Annotated in this window: 19 protein-coding genes; 12 read left to right on the top strand and 7 right to left on the bottom strand. The window is 67.1% G+C overall.

Annotation, left to right across the window (positions count from 1 at the left end; translation table 11 throughout):
* Complete coding sequence (locus BHE97_RS14425; RefSeq protein ID WP_054682923.1) at window positions 1-372, bottom strand: hypothetical protein; 372 nt, start codon at window positions 370-372, stop codon at window positions 1-3.
* A 196-nt stretch (window positions 373-568) separates the two neighbouring features.
* Between BHE97_RS14425 and BHE97_RS14420 the strand changes: the two genes are divergently transcribed.
* Together BHE97_RS14420 and BHE97_RS14415 are read left to right on the top strand one after the other, a co-directional pair.
* A complete protein-coding gene (locus BHE97_RS14420) occupies window positions 569-1,567 on the top strand; it encodes a DNA-processing protein DprA (protein WP_087624730.1) in 999 nt (332 codons plus the stop codon).
* Between the two features lie 66 nt (window positions 1,568-1,633).
* Window positions 1,634-2,896 carry an ATP-binding protein gene (locus tag BHE97_RS14415; protein WP_087624729.1) on the top strand — a complete coding sequence of 421 codons (1,263 nt, stop codon included), beginning with the start codon at window positions 1,634-1,636 and terminating at the stop codon, window positions 2,894-2,896.
* 59 nt (window positions 2,897-2,955) lie between these two features.
* Here BHE97_RS14415 and BHE97_RS14410 read toward each other — a convergent pair whose 3' ends face one another.
* The 3 genes from BHE97_RS14410 to mobF all read right to left on the bottom strand — a co-directional run bounded on the left by BHE97_RS14410 (window position 2,956) and on the right by mobF (window position 10,246).
* Window positions 2,956-5,562, bottom strand: a complete 2,607-nt coding sequence (locus BHE97_RS14410; RefSeq protein ID WP_087624728.1) for a S8 family peptidase — start codon at window positions 5,560-5,562, stop codon at window positions 2,956-2,958.
* Window positions 5,559-6,515 (bottom strand): ATP-binding protein, encoded by a 957-nt coding sequence (locus tag BHE97_RS14405; protein ID WP_054682932.1) that lies wholly within the window; start codon window positions 6,513-6,515, stop codon window positions 5,559-5,561. The genes BHE97_RS14410 and BHE97_RS14405 overlap by 4 nt, the downstream gene beginning before the upstream one ends.
* A gap of 119 nt (window positions 6,516-6,634) precedes the next feature.
* Window positions 6,635-10,246 (bottom strand): MobF family relaxase, encoded by a 3,612-nt coding sequence (gene mobF, locus BHE97_RS20755; RefSeq protein WP_236757707.1) that lies wholly within the window; start codon window positions 10,244-10,246, stop codon window positions 6,635-6,637.
* Between the two features lie 724 nt (window positions 10,247-10,970).
* Between mobF and BHE97_RS20750 the strand changes: the two genes are divergently transcribed.
* On the top strand, window positions 10,971-11,468 hold the full coding sequence (locus BHE97_RS20750) for a hypothetical protein (RefSeq protein WP_236757706.1): 498 nt from the start codon (window positions 10,971-10,973) through the stop codon (window positions 11,466-11,468).
* Between the two features lie 265 nt (window positions 11,469-11,733).
* On the opposite strand, the gene BHE97_RS14390 is transcribed toward BHE97_RS20750, so the two are convergent.
* Genes BHE97_RS14390 through BHE97_RS14380 form a run of 3 tightly spaced genes read right to left on the bottom strand, consistent with a single transcriptional unit; the run spans window position 11,734 to window position 14,058 of the window.
* Window positions 11,734-12,180, bottom strand: coding sequence for a CueP family metal-binding protein (locus BHE97_RS14390; protein WP_201791456.1), 447 nt, complete (start codon window positions 12,178-12,180; stop codon window positions 11,734-11,736).
* Between the two features lie 28 nt (window positions 12,181-12,208).
* Complete coding sequence (locus BHE97_RS14385) at window positions 12,209-13,402, bottom strand: FAD-dependent oxidoreductase (RefSeq protein ID WP_087624726.1); 1,194 nt, start codon at window positions 13,400-13,402, stop codon at window positions 12,209-12,211.
* A complete protein-coding gene (locus BHE97_RS14380; protein WP_087624725.1) occupies window positions 13,402-14,058 on the bottom strand; it encodes a TetR/AcrR family transcriptional regulator in 657 nt (218 codons plus the stop codon). The genes BHE97_RS14385 and BHE97_RS14380 overlap by 1 nt, the downstream gene beginning before the upstream one ends.
* A gap of 152 nt (window positions 14,059-14,210) precedes the next feature.
* Here BHE97_RS14380 and BHE97_RS14375 point away from each other — a divergent pair, with 152 nt between their 5' ends.
* From BHE97_RS14375 to BHE97_RS14335, 9 genes are all read left to right on the top strand, one after another.
* Window positions 14,211-15,764: an MFS transporter gene (locus BHE97_RS14375; protein ID WP_067162163.1), complete on the top strand. Its 1,554-nt coding sequence runs from the start codon at window positions 14,211-14,213 to the stop codon at window positions 15,762-15,764.
* Window positions 15,765-15,823: 59 nt separating this feature from the next.
* Entirely contained in the window at window positions 15,824-16,039 is a 216-nt protein-coding gene (locus tag BHE97_RS14370; RefSeq protein WP_058859005.1) for a heavy-metal-associated domain-containing protein, read from the top strand.
* 1 nt (window position 16,040) lies between these two features.
* Window positions 16,041-17,024: a heavy metal-binding domain-containing protein gene (locus BHE97_RS14365; protein WP_067162161.1), complete on the top strand. Its 984-nt coding sequence runs from the start codon at window positions 16,041-16,043 to the stop codon at window positions 17,022-17,024.
* Window positions 17,014-19,341: a heavy metal translocating P-type ATPase gene (locus tag BHE97_RS14360; protein WP_087624724.1), complete on the top strand. Its 2,328-nt coding sequence runs from the start codon at window positions 17,014-17,016 to the stop codon at window positions 19,339-19,341. Before BHE97_RS14365 ends, BHE97_RS14360 begins: the two co-directional genes overlap by 11 nt.
* Window positions 19,342-19,380: 39 nt before the next feature.
* Window positions 19,381-19,659, top strand: coding sequence for a YHS domain-containing protein (locus BHE97_RS14355; protein ID WP_058859008.1), 279 nt, complete (start codon window positions 19,381-19,383; stop codon window positions 19,657-19,659).
* 115 nt (window positions 19,660-19,774) lie between these two features.
* Entirely contained in the window at window positions 19,775-20,368 is a 594-nt protein-coding gene (locus tag BHE97_RS21010) for a YdhK family protein (RefSeq protein ID WP_058859009.1), read from the top strand.
* 42 nt (window positions 20,369-20,410) lie between these two features.
* Entirely contained in the window at window positions 20,411-22,636 is a 2,226-nt protein-coding gene (locus BHE97_RS14345) for a heavy metal translocating P-type ATPase (RefSeq protein ID WP_067162156.1), read from the top strand.
* Between the two features lie 58 nt (window positions 22,637-22,694).
* Window positions 22,695-23,018, top strand: a complete 324-nt coding sequence (locus BHE97_RS14340; protein WP_058859011.1) for a metal-sensitive transcriptional regulator — start codon at window positions 22,695-22,697, stop codon at window positions 23,016-23,018.
* Between the two features lie 323 nt (window positions 23,019-23,341).
* On the top strand, window positions 23,342-24,169 hold the full coding sequence (locus tag BHE97_RS14335; RefSeq protein ID WP_236757705.1) for a helix-turn-helix transcriptional regulator: 828 nt from the start codon (window positions 23,342-23,344) through the stop codon (window positions 24,167-24,169).
* The last annotated feature ends 221 nt before the right edge of the window (window positions 24,170-24,390 follow it).

Raw genomic sequence — 24,390 nt, 5'->3', positions numbered from 1 at the left:
CTAGACACGAAGAGCTGGCTCACGCAGGCTCGCTTCGACGCGCGAGTCGTGGCGCTGGTGACGACGGACCGCAGCCTCGCGCAGGCGCGCGCGGATGAGCAGAGCGACGCTCACGGGTCCCATGATGATGAACTTGAGTGCGTTCCAGCATGCCCAGAGGACAATCAGGTGGAGCCAGCCTGGGCCGCCGTCGGCTGCCGCGCCAGAGCAGATGCTGCCGATCAGGATGTACGGAAGCGCGACCAGCATCGCTGGTATCCCCCACTTGAGTCCGCGGCGGGTGCGGATGGCAGCGAGCAGTCGGTTGCTCGGCATGTAGCGGTGCAGATAGTCGCGGGTGTGAACGCTGAGCGTCCAGATAAGGCGGAACATGACGGGCCTCTCGTCACACGTGTTACTCCGTCGAGGAGGCAGAACGTGTGTGAGTGCCCAAAGGCCGTCCCGGAGGACCCGCAATATGAGGAGAACCTGCCTCACCATCCACTGTACGCCGGGGTCGCCGTTCACGGAACCCTCCGACTCCCGCGTCGCCGCGCGCACCTCTCTGTAGGAGTGAGAGGAGCCGGCGATGACGATCTTGAGCCAGATAGTCCAGGACGAGCGCACAGCACGGATGGTGCTGTCGATGCTCGTCGAACCGGACGATGCCGTCACCGGTCGCCTCCTGGGCGAGCTCGGTGCACAGGAGCTGTTTCGGATCGCCGAGGGTGATGACGCGGTGCCGGGGCTCAGCACCGTTGACGCTCAAGTGTGGCGCGCCCAGTTCCAGCGCCCAGACACTCGGACACTTGAAGAGAACCTCGTCGAAGCCGAGCGCGCCGGTACCGGCACGCTGATTCCCGGAGAGAAAGACTGGCCTTCCGCGCTCGACGATCTTGGCGACCGGCGGCCGTACGTCCTCTGGACTCGTGGCATGACCTCGTTTCTCGCGCGACCGCTCAACGATCTCGTCACGATCACCGGCGCGAGGGCCTCGACATCCTACGGCGAGCAGGTGGCCGGGCAGCTTGCCTCCGACCTCGCCTACGCTGAGCGGATCATCGTGGCCGGAGGTGCCTACGGCATCGAAGGTGCTGCCCATCGCGCGGCGCTCGCGACCGGTGGCGATACCATCACAGTCCTTGCGAACGGAGTTGATCGCGCGTATCCGGCGGGCCACAGCGAGCTGCTCGGTCGTGTCGCTGATGACGGTCTGCTGGTCAGCGAAGTCGCACCCGGCGCAACGCCGACCCGCCATCGGTTCATCGCCCGTGCACGGTTGATGGCCGCACTGTCCACAGCAACGGTCGTGGTTGAGGCCGGCGCGCGATCGGGATCGATGAAGGTCGCGCAGGAAGCGCACCAACTCGGTCGCTCCCTCGGTGCCGTCCCCGGCCCCGTCACCAGCGCGACGAGTGTCGGGCCGCACCGGCTTCTGCACAGTGGGGAGGCCCGGTTGGTGGCCGGCTCGACCGACCTCGAACAGATGATCGGGCAGCCGGTAGGCAGCAGGGGTTCCGTTGCGGCGGTGCGAAGCCGACCTGCTCCCAGCGCCTCGCGTGATGCGCGAAGCGTCGTTGAGATGTGACAGCAAAGCTCTAAACCTGGGCTGCTCCCTCCCCGCGTTGTCGGTGGCCATCCCTACGCTTGTCATATGAGCTTCACTGCCCTCCACCGCGTTCTCGGTCGCGGCCCCGGTCCGTTGACGGACGAACTGCTCGATTCGGCTGTCGCGGCTGGTGCGACGGAGTCCGACGACCTGGACTGGAAGTCGGAGCTTCCACCTCAGAAGGGATTGCCGCAGACCGACTTCCCGAAAGACGTTGCGGCCATGGCGAACAGTGGGGGTGGCGTCATCGTCTTCGGCGTGCACGAGTCACAGAAGGCGGCGACCGGGCGTACCGACGTTGGCGACTTTGACGAGGGGTACGAGCGCTCCCTTCGCAGCGCGGCGATCACCGCGATCACGCCGCCTGTGTTCGGCCTGAACGTGTTTCGGCTGGGCTCGGCGGAAGGCGAGCGTGCCGTCATCGTTGAGGTGCCAGCCAGCGTCGATGGTCCGCATCTGATCTATAGGGGTGACTACTTCGGTGCACCCGTTCGGAACGATGCGGACACGGTGTGGATGAAGGAGCGTCAGATCGAGGCGATGTACCGTGCGCGCTTCGACGAGCGCCGCCACGCCACCGAAGTTCTGGACACGTTGTATGCGGAAGCAGCAGCCGGGCGAGATTCAGAGACGCGCGCCTGGCTGGTAGCAGTTGCCCACCCACGCCTCCCACGCGTCGGAAGTCGACTCACGCGCGATGAAGCCCGTGAGATCCTCGCAAAGGCTGAGAGCCTTGCGCTCTTTTACGCGGGCCGCGGTGGCATTCACCCACTGGAGAGCGTCGACCGTCACAACCCGCGACCAGGCCTTCGTCGATGGGTGGCCGTGAACAGTGCGGCAGGTGAAGGCTCGGCGTGGAAGGAGGCCTGGGCGAGCATTCACCACGATGGATCAGTCACGATCGCAGCGGCCGTTGGGGGCCACCGCATGAGCAGCGACGGCTACTTCGATGGCTGGCAGGTCCAGTCCGCAGCCATCGAATGCGCGATGGCGGACCTCATGGCGCTGGTGCGCAAGACAGCGGAAGCGACAGGCGGCGGTGAGTACGACATCCGCGTCGGGATCGACTTCACTGGCGATCATCCGCTGACCATCTCAACGATCGACAACTTCGGCTATCACTACGACGGAGCCTCAGTCCCACTTCACCTGTACACGCCAGTCGAGTTCACGGTTAACGCGTCCGAGGCAGACTTGGACTTCTACTGGCACGTCCATGGCCTCGCCCAGGACTGCGTGAACCAAGGCGGCATCTCGAACGTGCTGGTGATCCAGCCGCCTGACCGCGATGCGCAGGAGACTGCTTGACGCGCACTGCCCTGTGGCCAGCACCAGTGGTCGAGCCAGACGGTGGTAGAAAACGGGGTCTACGGTCGAATGCGGCCCTGGACGCGCGCGCGTGCGCGTAGCCTGTCACGGACCTCTTCGTGGATGGTGTTGGAGGTCTGCTCCGCGGTCTCGGCGGAGACAACCAGCGCATATCGGATCGTGTTGCCTGCACGGAGTCGCTGGGCGTCGTCCATGCACTCGACATGAATCGGGAAGCTGTCTCCATCAACGAAAGACATGGCGCGAGAGCCCTGCACAATCTCGTGCTGAAGGCTTCCCCTCCGAACCGCGTTGTGCTCTGCATCGGAACGCTCGCCGCCTGCGAGGCTCGTGTCGGGCGTACTGAAGTAGACCTTCGCGCTGCGGTACCGAGTGAGCTGGCCGACCGTCGGAGCCATGAATGCCAGCGTGATGGTGAAGCGGTGCCATTCCGCTTTCGCTCGAAGCGAGGGAGGCAGTGGGAATCCGTAAGTATGGCGCTCGTTCCGTGCGATTTGACCGCCCGCGACGAGGACGGCTCGGTTGGACGCGGCTTCGCCGAGTCTGCTGAGGTCGAGGCGACCGTAGCCGAGCAGAGCCGTCAACTGCCGCCGAGCATCCTGGCCATTGAGACCAAGATCGTTGCGCAGGCTGTTCTCCCAAGCGCCCCAACTGCTTGCATGGGCAAGGAGAGCGCGCACGAGCAGCGGGTGGTATTGCGGATCAGGAAGCGGTGCGTCTTCGGGATCGCGGTTATCAGACTCAAGGAGGTCAAACAGCCTGCTGGCTTCACGGGTGACGAGAGCCGTCGCGTTACTGGTGCCGTTCGTGAACACCGTGCTGTTGGTAGCACCCCCGCGTCCCGGAGCGGCCACCTGCAAGCCGGGTCCCGTCGCGGCGGTGCGAGCCAGGCCGACGGCAACGTCAGTCTGACCGGGCAGCACGATGGGGCGCGTGTAGAGGGCGCGGCCTCCGGAGTGATGAAGGTCCGGCTTGACCGACCGATCGACACCGGGCCCAACCGACCCGTAGTGTGCGGGAGCGTCCGGGTTGGTGATATCCCACACCGTATCTGGAACTGCGATCTCGCCGAGGCCGTCTGAGTGCGTGGCACCGACGGTGAGGGCGTTCAGTGCATCGCCAGGCGGAAGGATGCCGCGTAGCAGCGCCGTCTCGAAGCCGACCCGCATTGCAGCCAGGCGAGCGGCGTCAGTGTCGTGCGCGGCATCGGCGGGGATCGTGAACTCGTCGGTGTGGTTACCCGCACTGACGACGAACAGCAGATTGTACGAGTGGGCGAGCCAGTCCAGCAGGCGCCCAACGGGGCTCATTCGACGCGTGAGTGCTCGTGTCTGTGCGCCTATGGAGAGGTTCACAACCCGGACGCTCGGCGCTGCGGCAGGCTGGTTCCCCTCGCCCTTCACAATCCGTCTGATCGCACGATGAAGGACGTCGGGGAGCAGACGATTCGGGACTACCTGCTCGTGCCCAGGCATGAACTCATGGGGCTGCAGGATCGGGCGCACGTAGAGAGGACGATCAAGCGCGGGACCGCCATCAGTGAGGTCGCCGTGAATGATGAGTGACGCCATGGCGGTTCCGTGGTGGCGAGCCGCGACGGGGTAGTTCTCACCAAGCCCATCAGGGTGATCGATCGAGAGCCGGCCTTGGAGCGTGTCGTGGTTGGTGAACGGCAGCCCGTCGAGCAGCGCGATCCGAGGCTTGCCTTCGACTCTGTCGCTGCGAGCAAGGTTGGTTTGAGTAACTGGCTCAAGAGTCCCTGGTGCAACGCTCATCGGGGTGAAGGGGCTGACGAACATGACGTCATCAGTCGTGAGAAGCCGAATGGCCGAAGCTCCGTTGGTCAACACGGACTGGACCTGCTGGATCGGGAGTTCAGCCAGGAGCGCGTGGTACTCGATCTCTCCGATCTGCGAGCGATCCAAGACTCGACCGGCGCTGGAAGTGATGACTTCCTCGACGTGCGCCTCGGCAGCCGCACGCTGGGCGGCATCACGCCTGTGCCAGAGCTCGACTTCGACGAGGACGGTGCTGACTGACTGACCGACCATGCTGAGAGTCTCTTCCCAGCGCTCTCGTAGACCAGTCTCACGGATGCGGTCCTCAGCGCCCCACCGACGTATCGCTGTCAGTTGCTGGAAGGCCGTCTTGAACTTGCCTAGCCCGTGCTCGAACGACGCGGACGGGTCGGCCTGCCATTGAGCGAAGAGCCGGAGTAGTTCGTCGATCGCCTTGGTGTTGGACATGACCAAGTACAGCGAGTGCGTGACGCGCTTGTCTGTCCGTCCAGCTTCACGCTCCGTCATGTGGAAATCGTCGTCGGGGTCAGATTGATCCCCGAGAAGCTCCGACAGAAACTCCAGGCCATCGATCCGGTTGATTGCGTTGCGGAAGTCCTTGACGCTTCCCGCCAGATCAAATACGACCACGAGTGCGGGGTCAATCTCCTCTGGGGTGTCGGCGCTCAGACGGGCACGTTCGGCTTCGAAAGCTGCGGCCAAGTCCTTGAACTGAGGAGTCAGTCGTTCACCTTGTCGCCCAGCGCCCGGCTTTGCCAGACGTGGAAGATCACGCGGCGTCTGGGTTGGCCGCGCCACAACCTCCGCCGGCCCGAACGCAAGGAGCGGTTTGCGCTCAACCGTCACCCTGCCGCCTGACCTCGGCGGTGTTCAAGCCGTTCTAGCACTATCCGGCGGATGTTGTCATCCGGGAGTTCCAGCACCGCGCGGCGGCGCACATCAAGTGCGAACTCTTCCAACTCGGCGAAGCTCGCCCCGGCCAACTTGTCGGCGAGGGTACGAGGAGCGAAACCGAGGTCGCCTCCGAGGCGTTCAGCAAGACGTTCGAGGAATCTCGTCGCCTGTGCGCGGCTAGGAGGTCCCAACTCCGTCCGAATCTGGAACCGTCGCCATGCCGCCCGATCCAGCAGCTCGCCGTGGTTGGTTGCGCCAACGAAGATCACGTGGGGTGGCAGTCTGTCGATTTGGAGCAGCAGTGTCGAAACCACCCGCTTGATCTCGCCGGTCTCGTGCTCGTCTGCTCGTTCCTTGGCGATGGTGTCCAGTTCGTCGAAGAACAACACGCAACGGCGGGTCCGCGCGAACTCAAACGCGTTGTCCAGCCGTGCGGCCGTTTCGCCGAGGAAACTCGACATGACTCCCTCGTAGCGGATCACGTAGAAGGGAAGCATCAGTTCTGCCGCGATCGCTTCCGCCACGCTCGTCTTGCCGTTTCCAGGCGGGCCAGACAGCAGAAGTCGGTTGCGCGGCTCAATACCGTAACTACGCAGAAGCTCGGCGCGCTTCTGCTCCTCGATCAGTTCGGTCACGACTCGTTGCGGGACCGGCGCAAGTTCGAGTTCATGCAGCCGACGGTTCGGTACGACCTCATGCACGAGATCGCGGATCGCTGCTGCTCGGTCGTCGCGGACGGGTCCCTGTCCCGTCGTCGTGATGAGTTGCGAGAGCCGATCGGCGAGAAGATGATGCTGGTTGGCGCGTTCTTCGGCGATGACGGACTCAACCAGCACCTTGAAGCGTTCCCGATCGCCGCGGCGTTCGGCCTCGACGAGGTCTAGGAGTAGATCAGCGCGCGCCATCGCCCCGCCTCCTTCAGCCGTGTGTCGTCATGTGGGTTTAAGTCTACTGTCGTGTGGCTCTGAGGCTACTTGGCCGCGCCGACATTCGCGGGTCCACACCCCTGGGGTCGACACTGGCACTACATTGTCCGCGACGGCCCACCTCTCGACGGGCTTCGAGCTGCGTGAGCATCATCCACAGTTTCAGCGGCCACTCGCACTCGGTCGAGGGCTGCCCGCGCCCGCGCAGCGTCGATCTTCTGGACCGCCGACTCGGGTGGCGCGCCGAGGGGCGTGTCGTCGGTGACGCGGTAACGATCGCGGTAGGCGGCGATCACGCGCGCGGATTTGCGCCAGGCCGCAGCCCGTCGCGGTTCGGTGGGCCGCGTGCCGAGTGCCTTCGTCCACGGCACGCCCTCGGCCAGCGCGCCGTCGAGTACGGCGTCGGCGCGTGCCGCGATGAGCTCCTCTCGCTCGTCGAGAGCCGCTCGCATCTCAACATCGATGACGCCGTGCGCCTGTGGGATGAGGCCGGCGATAAGTCGCGTTGGCTTGCGGGTCCGGCCCGAGCCTGCGGGGCGGCCGGTGGCCCGCTCGACCCGGTAGTGCAGGACGGCGGCGATGTCGTCGGCGTCATCGAATCCTCGCGCGGCCACGAGGCGCGGCAAGAGCGCATCAAGGTTGTGATGGTTGGCCTCGGCGCGGCGAAGTTCAGCGGCAAGGGAGCCGAACGCCTCGGACTCGATGGCGCTCTCGGCCTGTTCGTCGGAGAGCCCGGAGCAGCGGATGAGGGCAGCCCAGCGGTCATGCTGGGCTGCGGCGGCGATGGTCTCGTACTCGGCGGCGAGCTGGGCGATCGAGCCCCACTGTTCCTGCTCGGCGACGATGGTCTCGTGCGCCGAGAGTTCGGCCCCGCTGTGCTGAAGAACGCCGTACAGCACGCTTCGCGCGGTGGCATGCGGGTCGTCGCCAGGGTGCGGCTGGGCATGGTCGTCGGCGCGGTCGAGAGTCACGTAGGCGTGGTTCGAGTGCCGCCCTCGGGTCATCGCGACGTAGAAGGTCTCCCTCGTCGAGGTCGGTTCGACCAGCACGTGCGCAGTGTCGGTCGTGATGCCTTGGGCGCGGTAGGCGGTGACTGCGTAACCGAGATCGACATGCTCGGCCACGTACGAGGCCGGGAGGACGATGCTGCCGCCGAACCTGCGCCCACGCCTGCGAGCCTTGATGGTTCCGTCGTCGCCGACGGTGGTGCCGGTTCCATAGTCGCGTGCGATGGTGATGGTCCCGTCGTCGCCGACGGCGGTGACGGTCCAGATGTCGCCGTTGCGTACCCAGTCCCGCCCGGCCAGGGTGCGCAGGTTCCGGTTGTTGAGTCGCGTGATGATGGTGTCGCCAACGCCGGCGGCGGTACCGTCGCGCAGCTCGACCTCGCGGTCGGGGTTCAGCGTCTTGTTGAGGATCAGATCGGCACGGGCGCGACCGTTCAGCGCGGTCACGTCCTCATGGGTCTCGGCGATCAGCACCGAGACGAGTCCCGCGTCGCGATCGGCGCGCCAGGCGTTGTAGGCGGCATCGGTCATGGCCTCGCCGTCGCCGTCGGTGATGCGCTGATGGGCGAGGTAGGTGTCGATAGCCGCCGTGCGGCCGTGGCGTAGCTCAAGTGAGGCGGTCTTCTCCCAGACGTGGGTGAAGCGGTGAACGTCGACCAGTTCGGGGGTGTCGGCTCGGTCTCTGGCGATCATCGCGAATGCTCCGCCGGCGTCCACGGATTGCAGTTGCGCGTAGTCGCCGACCAGCAGCACCTTCGCGCCCGCTTCATGGGCGAGGTGGGTGATGCGGTCCAGCGACAGGGCGCCGGCCAGGGATGCTTCGTCGATGATGACGAGCTGTCTCGCCTCGAACGTGGTGCCGTGGATGAGGTGGTTCTGCCACCACTTCGCCGTGTTCTCCGTCGCGATCCCGAGATCGTCCGCCAGCACCTGGGCGGCAACCGCCGACGGTGCCAACCCGACGACCGAACCGGAGCCGTGCTCGGCTTCCCACGCTCGTCGGAGCGCGTTCATGGCGGTGGTCTTGCCCGCCCCAGCAGGACCGACCAGCACGTCAAGCATCCGCCCCGACACCGCGATCCGGGTCAAGGCATCGGCTTGGTCGTCGCCGAGCATTCGACCATCCGCGGCGGGTCTGCGCGTGGTCTTTTCGACCGTCGCGAGCTGCACCGTCGGCCCGGCCAGGTTCGCTGCTCGTTCGAGGAGTCTGTCCTCGGCCGCGAGCTGGGCCTCGGAGGTGAACACCGTCGAGCTCTTCGGTCGGAACACGGAACTGCCGTCGGGCCGACGGAACACGACAGGCGAGGAGGCGAGTTCGGGGGGCGTCAGCCGAAAGGAAACGAGCTCGGCGGCATCGGCAACCATCGCGACGATCGCTTCCCGATCGTGCATGGTGGCGAACCGCCAGCCCATCGTCTGCCGGGATGCCTCGGCCATGAGATTCCACCGCCGCCAGGTCGAACGCTTCTCACCGACCACCTCGACGACCGAACGCCCCAGCTCACCGATGACATCGAGCGGCACGTCGTCGGCATGCAGCAGGAGCGGCTTGTCGTTGTCGGTCACCTCGCGCGCCCACGTCGTCGCATCCCGCCCCAACGCTTTCGTGGCGCGCTCCCGCCATTCGGCGGTGAGGTCAGCCAAGGATCGGACCTGCTTCTCGGGGCGGGTCGCGAGTGTGGCTCGGGCGCGGAGTTTCATGATCGCTGCTGGTGCCGGTCGTCGTCCGTGCGCTGCGACGTACTCAGCGATGAGGCGATCGGTCTCGGCGTCGATGTGACGAGCGCGGGTAGAGAACTCGGCGACCAGTTCCTCGGGCACTCCCGTGATCGCCCATGCCGGGTTGTGGTCGCGGCCCATCTCTCGGGCCTCCCACGAGACGCCGAAGGTGCGCGTCATATGGTCGGCGAACACGGCTTCATGTAGCTCGGAGAGCGCCACCACGGCGGCGTGCATCGGTCTGCCGTCGAGCGAACGCCACTTCCCATCGAGGACGGTCTTGACCTTGTTGCTGATGACCACGTGCGTGTGGAGGTGGGGGTCGCCGGCGCGGGAGTCGAAGTGATCGAACGCGGTCGCGATCAGCCCCGTGACCTCGACCTGTGCAACCGCGCCATCTCCGGCGGTTGCGCCCGTGCGGGTGGCTGCAACCTCGCGCTCCATGAACGCAACCACCTCCGCAACCGCTCGATGATGCGCCTCCCCGATGAGCGCTTGGACCCCGGCGTCCGCGACTGCCCACAGCACGCTCGTGGACTTCGGGATGGAGAAGGTGAAGTCGAAGCCCGCCACAGCACGCCGTGTGCTGCGGGCAGTCTCCTCGGCAACGATCTGCGCGACAGCCTCGCCCTTGGCCCCAGGCGTCAGCGTCTGGCCAAGAGCGGCGATCCGCGCCTCGATCCGCTCGTCCTGGCTCTTGTACTCCGGGAAGCCCAGGCCGAGCTTGTCACCTGTGATCGGATCACATCCCGTGCCCATCAGGAGCTGGAGCTGGTCTTCTGACACTCGGTCGCCCACCTGAATCTCGCCCTTGCCCAGGGCCGCTACGCCAGCGCCGAGCCAGCGACCAGGCGGGGTGCCTTCCTCCATGTAGTAGCGGGTCAGCGGCGTTGAAAGCGGCCGGTTGCCGTCGGCCGCCGCGACGGTCCTGAGCAGGTACTTGTAGCCGTCACCTACCGACATCACGCGCATCGAAACCGTCATTCTCGTCTCCGTTCCTGTCGGGCAGGTAAGCACCCTCACCTGGCGACTTCTGCTGCGGTGACGCCTGGCTCTACCTCGACCTGCAAGAGGCGTGACAGCTCTGGAGGGGTGGCTGATGTCGCGCGGAGACAGGCTCGGCGGGTCGGGGTTCGTGGTTCGGAGCCGGCTTAGAGAGCCGCTGTTGGTGCTGCGGAGTGTCGGATCGTGGTGGGTGCTGTGGTCGTGCACCTGGCAGGTGATCGACCCGATGAAGGACGCCGCGAGGAGTCCGGGGATCGGGTTCGCCGACCTGCCGGAGCCCTCATGTACGACATCCCCTCGACCGACGACCGCCCGATCAAGATCGGTTCGCTCTTCTCTGGATACGGAGGCCTCGACCTCGCCGTCGAACACGCCACCGGCGGCCGCACGGTCTGGTTCTCCGAGCTCAACGAGCCCGTCGCCCGCGTCTTCTCCCACCACTGGCCGATACCCCGAACCGCGGCGACATCACCGCCGTCAGCTGGAGCGACGTTCAACCGGTTGACGTGCTGTGTGGTGGTTTCCCTGCCAGGACGTCTCGACCGTCGGCAAGGGAGCCGGCCTCGCACCAGGCACCGCTCCGGACTCTGGTCGTACATGGCAACCGCGAACGAGGCGCTGCAACCCCGCCTCGTGGCGATTGAGAACGTCCGGGGCCTCCTGTCCGCACCCGCAACCCGCCACCAAACGCAAGGAGCAGGCAATGACCGCAACCCCGACCGTGCAACCCCCGTCGCCGCAACCCTTCACGACCTGGAACCCGGAAGCGGGGTGCTGGGAGACGAGCCAGCTCGACCTCTTCGGGCACTCGGAGCCGTACTCGTCGATCTGGCCGACCTCCGGTACGACGCGCAATGGATCGGCCTACCGGCCTCCCTCGTCGGCGCTCCACACCCGCGCCACCGCATCTTCATCGCCGCTCACCGCCAGGGCACTGTTTCGGACACCACTGGCCTCGGACTCCTCACGCGGTGGCGAGACCCTGGACCAGGTCCGAGCTCGACGCGGCACGATCGCACTGAGTCACCGGGTCATCGACCTCGCCCTGAACGGGCCAGCTGGCTCGACCGGCAGGTGGAGCGAATCGGAGACCCTGTTCGCGCTCGTGGAGAACATCTTCGTCGCTGGGGGCGATACGCCGACGCCATCGCCCGATGGGAACACATCACAGGACGAGCCGCCCCCGCTCCCGCGATCCTGAACGAGGAGCGCGGCCCACGCCCCGCGCCGGAGTTCGTCCAGTGGCTGATGGGTCTACCAGAAGGCTGGGTTACCGAGTCCGCTCACGGTCTCACGGCGAACCAGCAGAACACAGCGCTGGGCAACGGGGTCCTGCCACTTCAAGCGCTCCTGGCCATTGATCCACTTGGCTACATCGATCCATCTCGTTAGGAGATGGAGCCATGTCACAGAGCGGGAGGGGCCGATGCCGCTCGGTACGCTCCGGCTGCCCTCCCGTCCTGCGTTCAAGTCAGTTGCAGGGTGGTGATGCAGCTCGGGTCGTCCTCGTCGGTCGTGGAGACCGTCGCGGTGCCGGACTGGCCTTCGTGTTGGATCGTGAGCGTCGCCTCGATGCCGCGGGGCACCCAGATGCCGACGAAGCCGTTGTCGTAGGTCTGCCGTGTTTCGTCGAGGAGCACCTTGCCGTCCTCGCCAGTGAGCGTCAGCTGAACCTCCGTGTTGGGGAGTTCCCCGAGACAGGTCGTCAGGCTGTGGAAGTGGCAGTCGTGGGTCTGCTCCCGGTAGGGGGCGATCGCGGCGCACCTGCTCTGGCCGCGCGAGCAGAAGGACAACGAGGCCGCCCCGACCGGTGTCGCCGCCGCAGAGCCGGTGATCAGTGATCGGGCGGTGCGCGAGGAGACCGAAGCCGCCGAAGGCACCCTCGCGGCGTGCCAGTGCGCCTGCGTGCGCACCGTCTGAACTCCGTTTGACGCGAGGGGCTCATACGTGCTGTCGCGTCACCGGATCAGCCGCGGTTTCAGGGTGGTGCAGGCCGGGCATCAGCTCACGCATAGGGCCGGCGGCATTCACTCCGGTGAGCGCGACCAGCACCTCGTCGAGGTAGTGGGCTGTGATCAGTGGTTCCTCGGAGACGACGCGGGTGCGTGTGCCCAGGGCGGGGTGTCCAACACCGGTGAGGGTGTGGCCGTGGATGCGTGCGGAGAACGTCGAGCTCGGCAGGTACTGGCCGGGGTCGCCGGCGATACCGAGGTCGTGCAGCAGCGTGTTCGCGGCGTGGATGCCCTGGGCGGCGGAGTCGTCCCAGTGATCGATCCGGTAGGAGCCGTGGCCGGGATAGTGATGCACGGCGATGCCGCCGGCGGCGTAGATCCGTTGCCGCGGGGCGTGCATGGAGCGCAGGCGGGAATCTACGGGGATGCCGTCGGGCCCGGTCCATGGTGCGGGGGCGGCGGGCAGAGTGCCGTGCGCGACGATCGCGAGGTCGCCTTCGACCTGGCTGCCGTCGTTGAGGGTGATGCTGATGCGGTCGGTGTGGGTGCGGATCGAGTGCACGGTGCGTTCCAGGTAGGCGGCGTGCTGGGGGCGGTGCAGGTCGCGTAGCCGCCGGGCGACGTGTTCGCCGATGGCGTTCGCTCCTGGGATCGCGGCGCGGGTGATGAGGGCGACGTCGTGGCCGGCGTCGGTGAGCAGCGAGGCGGTCTCGGAGGCGACGAGGCCGCCACCGAGCATGAGCACCCGGGCAGGCTGAGTGGTCGCGAGTAGATCGCGGACGCGGACGGCGTCGGCGGCCGAGTGCAGGGTGGTCAGTCTGCCGCCGCTGATGGCCTGGTCGCGGCCGATCACCTCCTCGTCGAGAGTGCGGGGCCGGCTGCCGGTGGCGATGAGGAGCGCGTCGTAGGCGTGTGTATCGCCGGAGTCCAGCCGCAAGCGCCGAGCCCTGGGGTCGAGGCCGCGCACCGTCTCCGACCGGAGGGCGGCCCCGGTGTCGGGCAGGGCCGCCTGGGCCGGTTCGAGCAGCCCGATCGCAATGCCCTTGTTGACCAACGTCCGGTTGAACGGCACCTCACCGTTCCGGGCGTAGAGGTCGACGTCGACACCGGAAGCGTGCAGGGTTCTTGCGGCTGCGGTGCCAGCGGCGCCGGCCCCGATGATCGCGATGCTGGGCATCCTCATCAGGCTCCTTCCCCAATGGTGGTGGTGCTGGTGGTGGCGGCGAAGGCGGGCAGCAGGATCGCCTCGATGAACCACGGCGCGTCGTCGGCGTCGAGGCGCCCGGCACGCACTTCTTCGGCGGCACCGTTCATCACCACGTGCGTAGTAGTCAGCAGCCAGGACACCGGCAGATCGACCCGGAAGACACCCTCGCGCTGGCCGCGCAGCAGCAGAGCCCGCATCCGCCCCTCGGCCTTCTCGTGCAGCTCGCGGATACGTGCCGCAGGCAGTTCTTTCAGCGCGGCCGCCAGCAGCGCCCGCGACTGGTCGACCAGCACCCAGCTGGAGGCCACCAGTCGCCGGAACGCCTCGCCCGGATCACCATCCAGGGGCACCCCGCTGAGCACGTCTTCGCCGCGTTCGAGGCTGTCAACGAGGGCGGCCTCGATCAGCTCCGCGCGGGTCGGGAAGTGCCCGTAGACGGTCACTCTGCCCATCCCGGCCTCGGCGGCGATGTCGCCGACCGAAGCGTCGGGGTTCTTGCGGATCGCCGTCGCCGTCGCGGCCAGAATCCTTGCCCGGTTGCGCTGCGCATCCGCCCGCTGATTGGCCGCCCGGCCACCGCCGCCTGACGCACCGGTCGTCGTGCCGCGGGGCGTCGTCTTCTTCACCGTCATGATCCACCTCACAAGTCGTACTGGAATGTATGAGATAGTGTAGCTGTTACAACTCGTACACCGATGATCGAGTTCCGGCTCGGAGGGCGAGGCGGGACCGACAGAGAGGAGATGACTACCATGCCCACGACACACATCCCTGGGGGTGCGCGATGAGCGACACCGCCGCGCCGCGTGCCGGCGCCAAGCAGTGGTGGGGGCTTGCCGTTCTGGTGATCCCCTCGACGCTGCTGTTCATGATGCTCACGATCCTGTTTCTCGCCGCCCCGAATCTGGCCGCGGACCTGAATCCGTCGAGCACGCAGCTGCTGTGGATTCTCGACATCTACGGCTTCGTGATGGCCGGGTTCCTCGTCGCGATGGGCGTGCTCGGCGATCGGATCGGCAAGCGCCTGCTCATGGTGATCGGCGCGATCCTGTTCGCCGCCGTCTCGATCGCCGCGGCGCTGACGACGATCCCGGAACTGATGATCGCCTGGCGGGCCATCCTCGGGCTGGCCGCGGCAATGATGGTGCCGGCGACGATCGGGCTGATCTTCGTGCTCTTCGCCGACGCGAAGCAGCGCGGCGTCGCGATCGGGGTGTGGGCCGGCGGAATCTCCGCGGGCGTCGCCCTCGGCCCATTGCTCTCGGGTGTCCTACTGGAGGGCTTTGGCTGGCAGGCAACCTTCCTGGTGGCCGTGCCCATCATGGCACTGGTCGCTATCGCCGCCCCGCTGCTGGTGCCAGAGCACCGCGATCCTTCGGCGAGGATCGACTTGTTCAGTGCTCTGCTGCTGGTTGGCGGCCTGTTGGCGATCATCTATGGCATCAAGCGGTTCGCCGCGCAGGAGCCGGCGGGACCCTCGATCGGATTGCTCGTCGCAGGCCTGCTGATCGGACTGTGGTTCGTGCTTCGCCAGCTGCGTGCCGAGCGGCCGCTGCTGGACGTGCGCCTGTTCGCCAACCGCACTGTCTCAGGAGCGCTGGCGGTGTTCCTGCTCTCGGCTGCAGCGCTCGGTGGCGTGTACTCGCTGTTCACGCAGTACCTCCAGCACGTGCAGGAGCTCTCACCGCTGCAGGCGGGCCTGTCGATCTTGCCGGCCGCGGCGGTGCTGATCGTCGTCTCGACGCTCTCGCCGGTGTTCGCGAGGAAGTTCCGGCCCGGCAACGTGATCGCGATCGGCCTACTCACTCAGGTGGTCGGCTACATCTTGTTCACTCAACTGGATGCCGGCACGGGACTGGCGCTGGTGATCGCGAGCTTCGTCATCACCTACCCCGGCGTGGCCCCATCGATGGCTCTGACCACCGATCTCGTCGTCAGCTCCGTCCCGCCGGAGAAGACCGGCGGCGCTTCAGGACTCGCGACCACAGCTAACGACCTGGGGATCTCCCTCGGTGTCGCAGTGATCGGCAGTGTCGGAATCGCCGCTTACCGCGGCAACATCGAGTCCAGACTCCCCGAGGGGCTGCCACCCGAGGCGGCAGCCGCCGCCTCGGACAGCATCGACGGGGCGCTCGCCTCGGCTGCGGAACTGCCGGGAGCGCTCGGCGAGCAGGTCATCGCTGCCGCGCAAGCCGCATTCACGGGCGGACTCAACACTGCGGCCATCGTCTCGGCGGTCATCGCGGGTGTGGCGGCGATCATCGCCGCTACGCGACTGCGTCACATCCGCCCCACCGGGCAGTCGCAGGACAGTCCGGAGGAAGCATCCACTCATTGACCTATACCCCCTATGGGTATAGTCTCGAATAACTCGTACACAGATGAAGGAGTTCTGAGATGAGCGCAACCACCACCGAGTACCAGGTGACCGGGATGAGCTGCGGACACTGCGAGACCGCCATCCGGTCCGAGGTCTCCGAAATCGCCGGGGTGACCGGCATCGAGGTCAGTGCCCAGACCGGGCGCCTGGCCGTGACCAGTGAGCAGCCCCTCGACGACGCTGCGGTGATCGCGGCGGTCGACGAGGCCGGCTACGCCGCGGTCAGGAGCTGAGATGAAGGCGCCTGCGCGGCTCGGCCTGTACGGCGCGGGGCTGGTGGCCGTGTTCGCCGTGGCGTTCGCCACGGCGAGCGCGGTCGTCCCCGAGAGCGCCGTGCAGGCCTGGACAGAAGACAGCGGTGACCACGCCGCCCACAACAGCGAGGAGGGAGAGGACATGAACGGGCAGGGCGGACACGCCGGCCACGCCGCGGACGCGTCGTCGCTCGGGCTGGGCGTGGCACAGGACGGCTACCAACTGACCGACCTGGGCGCCCCGACCGAGACCGGCGCCGACGGTGAGTTGTCGCTGACGATCACCGGGCCTGACGGCCAGGCGGTGACCGACTTCGAGCTGGAACATGAGAAGGAGCTGCACCTGATCGTCGTGCGCGCCGACGGGCAGCAGTTCCGCCATGTGCACCCCGAGATGGACGCCGACGGCACGTGGTCCATCCCTTGGCGGTGGGACGCGGCCGGAACCTACCGGGTGTTCGCGGACTTCGTGCCCGGCCAGACCGGAGAGGGCATCACGCTCTCGACCACCGTGCAGGTGTCCGGCGGCTACGAGACCGTGGCGGCGGAGCCGACCGCGGAGACCACCGTAGACGGGTTCGACGTCGCGGTGACCGGTGACCTTGTCGCGGGCGAGTCCTCGACGCTGACCATGACCATTACCCGCGACGGGCAGCCGGTCACCGTACTGGAACCGTATCTGGGCGCGTTCGGGCATCTGGTCGCGCTGCGCGATGGGGACCTGGCCTACCTGCACGTCCACCCCCACGGCGAGGCGCCCGACGCGGGGCAGACCTCGGGCCCGGAGATCGTGTTCGAGGCCACTGCACCCACGCCCGGCCGCTACCTGCTGTTCCTGGACTTCCAGGTTGACGGGCAGGTGCACACCGCGTCGCTGGTCATCGACACCACCACTGGCGACGGCGGCGCCGACGCCGGAAGCGGCGGCGGGCACGAGGAGGAAGGAGAAGGCCATGAGCACTGATCAGTCCACCGGGACCAACCTGGCTGGGGTCGAACTGCAGATCGGCGGCATGACCTGTGCGTCGTGCGCGAACCGGATCGAGAAGAAGCTGAACAAGCTCGACGGCATCACCGCGAGCGTGAACTACGCGACCGAGAAGGCCAGCGTCACCGCCCCGGAGGGCTACGACCCGCAGCTGCTGATCGCGGAAGTGGAGAAGACGGGCTACACCGCCGAGCTCCCCGCTCCCAAGGACGCCGCCGCCCCCGGCGGCGAGGATGACGGCGAGTCTCGCGAGGACGCCGAGCTGCGCACCCTGCGTCAGCGGCTCATCGGTTCGGCCGTGCTCGCAGTCCCGGTGATCGCGATGGCGATGATCCCGGCGCTGCAGTTCGACTACTGGGGCTTCGCCTCCCTGGCTCTGGCCGCACCCGTGGTGGTCTGGGCCGGGTGGCCCTTCCACAAGGCCGCCTGGATGAATCTCAAGCACGGTGCCGCCACGATGGACACGCTCATCTCCGTAGGTACGAGTGCGGCGATGATCTGGTCGATCGTCGCGCTGTTCTTCGGCACCGCTGGTGATCGCGGCGTGGTGCACCCGTTCGAGCTCACCATTTCCCGCTCCGATGGCCTCGGGCACATCTACCTGGAGGTCGCCGCCGGGGTGATCACGTTCATCCTGCTGGGCCGCTACTTCGAGAAGCGCTCCAAGCGCCGCGCCGGTGCCGCCCTGCGTGCCCTGCTCGAACTCGGCGCGAAGGAGGTCTCCGTCCTGCGGAACGGCAAAGAAGAGCGGATCTCCATTGAGGAGCTGAGCGTCGGGGACGAGTTCGTGGTCCGGCCCGGCGAGAAGATCGCCACCGATGGCGTCATCGTCTCCGGCAGTTCCGCGATCGACGCGTCGATGCTCACCGGCGAGTCCGTGCCGGTCGAGGTCGGCGAGGGTGACACGGTGACCGGAGCGACCGTGAACGCCGGCGGACGTCTCGTCGTCAAGGCGACCCGGGTCGGTTCGGATACCCAGCTGGCGCAGATGGCCAGGCTTGTTGAGGACGCCCAGTCGGGCAAGGCTGAGATCCAACGCCTCGCCGACCGGGTCTCCGGGGTGTTCGTGCCGATCGCGATCGCCATCGCCGTCGCCACGCTCGGTGCGTGGATCGGCGCAGGATTCCCGCTCTCGGCCGGGTTCACCGCGGCGGTCGCGGTGCTGATCATCGCCTGCCCCTGCGCCCTAGGCCTGGCCACCCCGACGGCGCTGCTGGTCGGCACCGGACGCGGAGCCCAGATGGGCGTGCTCATCAAAGGCCCCGAGGTGCTGGAGTCCACCAAGCGCGTCGACACGATCGTGCTGGACAAGACCGGCACCGTCACCACCGGCAAGATGACCCTCACCGACGTGATCCCCGCCCCAGGCGTGAGCCGTGATGAGCTGCTGCGGATCGCCGGCGGGCTTGAGGACTACTCTGAGCACCCCATCGCCCAGGCCATCGCCGCAGGCGCCACCGCACAGGTCGGTGAACTGCCCACCCCGGAGTCCTTCGACAACATCGAGGGCAAGGGCGTCCAAGGCGTCGTCGACGGTCACGCCGTGGTCGCCGGCCGAGAGGCGCTGCTGGCTGATTGGTCGATGCACCTCGACGAGGAGCTCAAAGCCGCCAAGCAGGCCGCAGAGTCCGAGGGCAAGACAGCGATCGCCGTCGGCTGGGACGGGCAAGCGCGCGGTGTGCTGGTGGTCTCGGACCAGATCAAGCCCACCAGTGCGGAGGCGATCAGCCAGTTCAAGGACCTGGGTCTGACTCCGGTGCTGCTGACCGGGGACAACCAGACCGTGGCCGAGCAGGTCGCCGCCGAGGTCGGCATCACCGAGGTTATCGCCGAAGTGCTGCCGAAGGACAAGGTCGACGTCGTCGCCCGCCTCCAGGGCGAAGGCAAGGTCGTGGCCATGGTCGGCGACGGTGTCAACGACGCCCCCGCCCTGGCCCAGGCCGACCTCGGCCTGGCGATGGGCACCGGCACCGACGTGGCCATCGAAGCCGCTGATATCACCCTGGTCCGCGGTGACCTGCGGGCGGCCGCGGATGCGATCCGGCTCGCGAGGCGCACGCTGCGCACGATCAAGCAGAACCTGTTCTGGGCCTTCGGCTACAACAGCGCCGCCATCCCGATTGCGGCCTTCGGGCTGTTGAATCCGATGCTCGCCGGAGCGGCCATGGCCTTCTCGTCCGTCTCGGTGGTCTCCAACAGCCTGAGGCTGCGCAGGTTCAAGGCCAAGGCCGACAACCAGAACACCCCAGCAGACAGTGCCCCTGTCCCGGCACGCGAGCCGGCGCAGGTCTGAGAAGAACCCGTCATCAAATCAGAAAGGACACCATTCACGATGACTGCACACGATCACCACAACCACGGAAACGATCACGACCACGGCAGCGCCTCTGGCGGCTGCAGCGGCCACGCTCCCAACACCGAGGACCTCGCTAAGGCGAACAGCGACGATGTCACCGAGTGCCTGGTCATGGCCGGCACCCCGGTCATCAAGTCAGACGCTGAGGCCGCCGGGCTCTACCGCGACTACGAGGGTAAGCGGTACTGGTTCTGCTGCGCGGCCTGCGGCCCACTCTTCGACGCCGACCCCGACCGCTACGCGAACGCGGCCTGAGTCGGCTCCGTAACCCGCAGCCGGCTTCGTGCCCCCGAGAACCACTCAGGTGGGCACGAAGCCCGGCGTTCGGCCACGGAGGCTGGCGGGAAGCGATCATGAGGAGGGAAACATCATGAACGGACGCACGACCCGGCGCCGGAACCGACGCCTGGGTGCCGCCGTCGGGGCCGGACTGCTGAGTGCCGCGATCCTGCTCACCGGCTGCGCCGCCGACAACACCGATGAGGACCCGCCGGGAAACAGCCCGGAGGAGCACGGCGAACATGGCGGGATGGAGCACCCGGCCGACGGCGGGCCTGTGCCCGAGGGCATGACCGAGGCCACCGACCCCACCTACCCGGTCGGCACCGAGGTCACCCTGACCGCCGACCACATGGACGGCATGGACGGGGCGACGGCGACGATCGTGGGCGCCTACGACACCTACACCTACTCCGTGGACTACACCCCCACCACCGGCGGCGACCCCATCACCGACCACAAGTGGGTCGTCCAGGAAGAACTCGAAGGCGCCGGCGACGAACGCCTGCCCGACGGCACCGAGGTCACCCTCGCGGCCGCACACATGGACGGCATGGACGGAGCTGCGGCCACCATCGCCTCCTCCACCGAGGAGACCGTCTACGTCGTCGACTACGAAGCCGACGGCATGACCATGACCAACCACAAGTGGGTCGTCGAAAGCGAAATCGAACCCACCAGCTAACCCGCCACAGGACGGACGCGGACCAGGAGCAGTGAGACCGGCATGAACGACAAGCACAGCGAACATCATCACGATCACGGTGGCGGCAACGCGACGCGAGAGCACCACTCCGCGCCCGAGCATGGTCGCGCGCATCACGACCACCAGCACAAGAGCCACTCTGCTCACGGCCACGATGCTGGGCACCACGGTCACGCCGACCATCAGGATCACAGTGGACACGACGTGCACGCGGGTGATTCCGCTCACGAAGGGCACGGGGGTCATGGCGGGCATGGCGATCATGTCGGGCAGTTCCGGCGGCTGTTCTGGATCATGCTCGTCCTCGCCGTCCCTGTGGTCGGCTTCAACGAGATGTTCGCCCACCTGATCGGCTACCATCTGCCCGACGCCGAGTGGGTGTGGTGGGTCTCCCCGATCCTCGGCACGGTCATCTACTTCTGGGGCGGATGGCCGTTCCTGACCGGCGCGATCAGCGAGGTCCGCTCCCGTAAACCCGGCATGATGCTGCTGATCGGGCTGGCGATCACGGTGGCGTTCCTCGCCTCCTGGGGCGCGAGCCTGCACCTGCTGGACCATGAGCTGAACTTCTGGTGGGAGCTGGCGCTGCTGGTGGTCATCATGCTGCTCGGTCACTGGATCGAGATGCGCTCCCTGGCCCAGACCACTTCGGCCCTGGACTCCCTCGCCGCGCTCCTGCCCGACGAAGCCGAGAAGCTCGACGGCGACCAGGTCGTGAAGATCGCACCCGCCGACCTGACCGTCGGCGACGTGGTCATCGTCCGACCCGGCTCCGCGGTCCCCGCCGACGGCCGGATCGTCGACGGGTCGGCGTCGATGGACGAGTCGATGGTCACCGGCGAGTCCAAGACCGTCCGCCGCGAGGTGGGCGATGTCGTGGTCGCCGGGACTGTCGCGACCGACTCCGGGCTGCGGGTGGAGGTGACCGCGACCGGTGAGGACACCGCGCTGGCCGGGATTCAGAAGCTCGTCGCCGATGCTCAGGCGTCGTCGTCTCGCGCGCAGCGGATCGCCGATGTCGCCGCGGCCTGGTTGTTCTGGTTCGCCCTCGGCGCCGCCGCCGTCACCGCGATCGTATGGACACTCGTCGGGATGCCCGATGCCGCGGTGGTGCGCACCATCACGGTGCTGGTGATCGCCTGCCCGCACGCGCTCGGCCTGGCGATCCCGCTGGTGGTCTCCATCGCCACCGAACGCGCCGCCCGCGGCGGCGTGCTGATCAAAGACCGCCTCGCCTTGGAGTCCATGCGCACGGTCGACACGGTGCTGTTCGACAAGACCGGCACGCTCACCAAGGGCGAACCCACCGTCACCGGCATCCACCCGGTCGGCGACCGGACTGACGACGAGGTGCTGGCGTTGGCCGCCGCCGCGGAAGCCGACAGCGAGCACCCCCTGGCCCGGGCCATCACCGGCGCCGCGAAGGACCGCAACCTCGACGTCCCCCAGGCACGTGACTTCTCCTCCTCGCCGGCCGTGGGGGTCAAAGCCATCATCGGAGAGACCACCGTGGAAGTCGGCGGTCCCTACCTACTCGAACAGCACGGACTCACCGAGCTGCCGATAGCCGAGACCTGGCGGGATGAGGGGGCGATCATCCTGCACGTCCTTGCCGACGGGCAGGTCATCGGTGCCCTGCGGCTGGCTGATGAGATCCGCCCCGAGTCCAAGGACGCCGTCGATGCTCTCCATGCTGCCGGGGCGCAGGTCGTGATGATCACCGGCGATGCCCAGGCCGTGGCCGCCACCGTCGCAGGAGAGCTCGGCATCGATCGCGTCTTCGCAGGGGTGCGACCCGAGGACAAGGCCGCCAAGGTCAAAGAGCTGCAGGACGAGGGCAGGAAGGTCGCGATGGTCGGCGACGGCGTTAACGACGCTCCCGCGCTCGCCCAGGCCGATGTGGGCATCGCGATCGGCGCCGGCACCGATGTCGCTATCGGCTCGGCCGGGGTCATTCTGGCCTCCTCCGACCCGCGCTCGGTGCTCTCGGTCATCGATCTCTCTCGCGCGAGCTACCGCAAGATGAAGCAGAACCTGTGGTGGGCCGCCGGCTACAACCTCATCTCTGTGCCCTTGGCCGCGGGCGTGCTGGCGCCCATCGGGTTCGTCCTGCCAATGAGCATCGGCGCGATTCTGATGTCCGCCTCCACCGTCGTCGTGGCCCTCAATGCTCAGCTGTTGCGACGCCTCGATCTCACGCCGGCCGCCAGCACCGCCAAGTTCCTCGACCGCTCACCGACACCATGACCAGTCAGGCCATGGGCGCCGGGCACCGCCATGAGCAGACACGGGAAGGAGCAGCACGATGACGACCACCACCACGCCTCCGATGCGGCAGGGCCCTGCCGGGCACGGCTACATCAACGACAAGGACCGCTATCTGGCCCGCCTCAAGCGCATCGAGGGACAGGCTCGAGGCATCCACCGAATGATCGACGAGGACACCTACTGCATCGACATCCTCACCCAGATCAGCGCGGTCACCGCAGCACTGGAGAATGTCGCGCTCGGGCTGCTCGACGACCACCTCAAGCATTGCGTCACCGCAGCGATCCGCGACGGCGACCTCAGCGCCGAGGCCAAGATCAAAGAGGCCTCCGACGCCATCGCCCGCCTCGTGAAGTCATAGGGGTTCGCCATGCTCGCCCTTCTACGCACGCTCACGCCTTCCATCGTCGTCCGCGATGTCGAAGTGTCTGCCCATCGGTGCTGCCAGGCGATGCGCTGGCTCGTCACGATCCGGTTCGCTCGCGGGGTGGGTGATCGATGAGCGAGCTTCGCAGGAGCCACGCTGACCGATGGAGGGCACGAGGCGAGGAAGGACGCTGCGCGGTCGCGTGCCGCTGACCGTCGCGGAAGCTAGTGCGGCGCGACACGAAGAGGATGCGTGGGCCGATCCTTGCTCGTAGTCAGAGCATCTACGCTCCGGTCCCACCCCTGGCTTATGACTGTGTGAAGTTGATCTTCGTCCGTCACGGGTCGGCAGTCCTGCTCAGCGAGTTCGGCGAGAGACTCGTTGCCGTCGGCGACGTGGTGGTACTCGGCGCGAACACGCTGTGCGGGAGCGAGCCTGAAGGGTCAATCACGGTGACGACGATCTACCTAGACCGTGACTACGTCATCGACCAGGTCTTCTGGCAACACGCGGCCCTGCTGGCTGACCGGCTCGACGCGCAGGACTTCGCCGACGAGCTGTACTCCGAGCCGGCGCAGGTGCTCCGTCTCGGTGAGGACCGCGTGGGGCTGTTGATGCCGTGGCTGGACGAGCTGGTGGCTCTCAGTCTGGACGGCCCATCGCCGGAACGGTTCTACCGGATGCAAGCGTTGCTGTTCGCGGTCCTGGACGTAATCACGCCCTACGTGACGACCACACCGGTGCGCCGGTCGCTGACCCAACGCAGAGCGGCCTACCCCGGTTCGCCACTCCCGCGTCAGCTTGCGCCGCTGCGGGCTGAGGCGCGCGCAGTGGTTGAACTCTTGCGCGGGGCGCCGGCGCAACGGTGGACGCTCGGTGCACTCGCCGACGCGGTGCACCTGTCCCCATCGCAACTCGGAAGGGTGTTCGTCGATGCCTACGGCAAGTCGCCGATGGCGTACCTGATGACCGTGCGCGCCGAACACCTCGCCCGGTTGCTGCGGGAGACCGACCTGCCGATCGAGGCCGCGATGCGCGAGGTCGGTTGGAACAGCCGCGGCCACGCCGCCCGATTGTTCCGCCAGGCGGTCGGAGTCACCCCGGCTCGTTACCGCGAGCTGGTGCGGGAACGCGCTGTGGCCTGATCAGCGGACGATACCGATCGCCGCATCTGAGATACCCACATCCGCATCATCGCCCGCCTCGGCGCCCGGGACCGCTGAGGGGCTGATAGTCCGGTACGGACTCGTCGGGTTCACCACACGCCTGACGGTCACATCGTCCGTTGTCCGTCTCGTCATTGCTGGTGATCCCGGCGCACCTGATGGTCACCGGGGCCCAGTTCGGCCCCGGTGCTCAGGGTATC

Origin of the sequence: Aeromicrobium sp. PE09-221 (genome assembly GCF_002174305.1) — a bacterium.
In the GTDB taxonomy this organism is placed as follows: Bacteria; Actinomycetota; Actinomycetes; order Propionibacteriales; family Nocardioidaceae; genus Aeromicrobium.
Note: the sequence above shows the minus strand (reverse complement) of the source record. Positions and strands in the feature narration are given on the sequence as shown.

Bases quoted from the DNA above. Each gene is read 5' to 3' on its own strand.
- BHE97_RS14425 (WP_054682923.1), bottom strand. From the start codon at position 372: ATGTTCCGCCTTATCTGGACGCTCAGCGTTCACACCCGCGACTATCTG.
- BHE97_RS14420 (WP_087624730.1), top strand. From the start codon at position 569: ATGACGATCTTGAGCCAGATAGTCCAGGACGAGCGCACAGCACGGATG.
- BHE97_RS14415 (WP_087624729.1), top strand. From the start codon at position 1,634: ATGAGCTTCACTGCCCTCCACCGCGTTCTCGGTCGCGGCCCCGGTCCG.
- BHE97_RS14405 (WP_054682932.1), bottom strand. From the start codon at position 6,515: ATGGCGCGCGCTGATCTACTCCTAGACCTCGTCGAGGCCGAACGCCGC.
- mobF (WP_236757707.1), bottom strand. From the start codon at position 10,246: ATGACGGTTTCGATGCGCGTGATGTCGGTAGGTGACGGCTACAAGTAC.
- BHE97_RS20750 (WP_236757706.1), top strand. From the start codon at position 10,971: ATGACCGCAACCCCGACCGTGCAACCCCCGTCGCCGCAACCCTTCACG.
- BHE97_RS14385 (WP_087624726.1), bottom strand. From the start codon at position 13,402: ATGAGGATGCCCAGCATCGCGATCATCGGGGCCGGCGCCGCTGGCACC.
- BHE97_RS14380 (WP_087624725.1), bottom strand. From the start codon at position 14,058: ATGACGGTGAAGAAGACGACGCCCCGCGGCACGACGACCGGTGCGTCA.
- BHE97_RS14375 (WP_067162163.1), top strand. From the start codon at position 14,211: ATGAGCGACACCGCCGCGCCGCGTGCCGGCGCCAAGCAGTGGTGGGGG.
- BHE97_RS14370 (WP_058859005.1), top strand. From the start codon at position 15,824: ATGAGCGCAACCACCACCGAGTACCAGGTGACCGGGATGAGCTGCGGA.
- BHE97_RS14365 (WP_067162161.1), top strand. From the start codon at position 16,041: ATGAAGGCGCCTGCGCGGCTCGGCCTGTACGGCGCGGGGCTGGTGGCC.
- BHE97_RS14360 (WP_087624724.1), top strand. From the start codon at position 17,014: ATGAGCACTGATCAGTCCACCGGGACCAACCTGGCTGGGGTCGAACTG.
- BHE97_RS14355 (WP_058859008.1), top strand. From the start codon at position 19,381: ATGACTGCACACGATCACCACAACCACGGAAACGATCACGACCACGGC.
- BHE97_RS21010 (WP_058859009.1), top strand. From the start codon at position 19,775: ATGAACGGACGCACGACCCGGCGCCGGAACCGACGCCTGGGTGCCGCC.
- BHE97_RS14345 (WP_067162156.1), top strand. From the start codon at position 20,411: ATGAACGACAAGCACAGCGAACATCATCACGATCACGGTGGCGGCAAC.
- BHE97_RS14340 (WP_058859011.1), top strand. From the start codon at position 22,695: ATGACGACCACCACCACGCCTCCGATGCGGCAGGGCCCTGCCGGGCAC.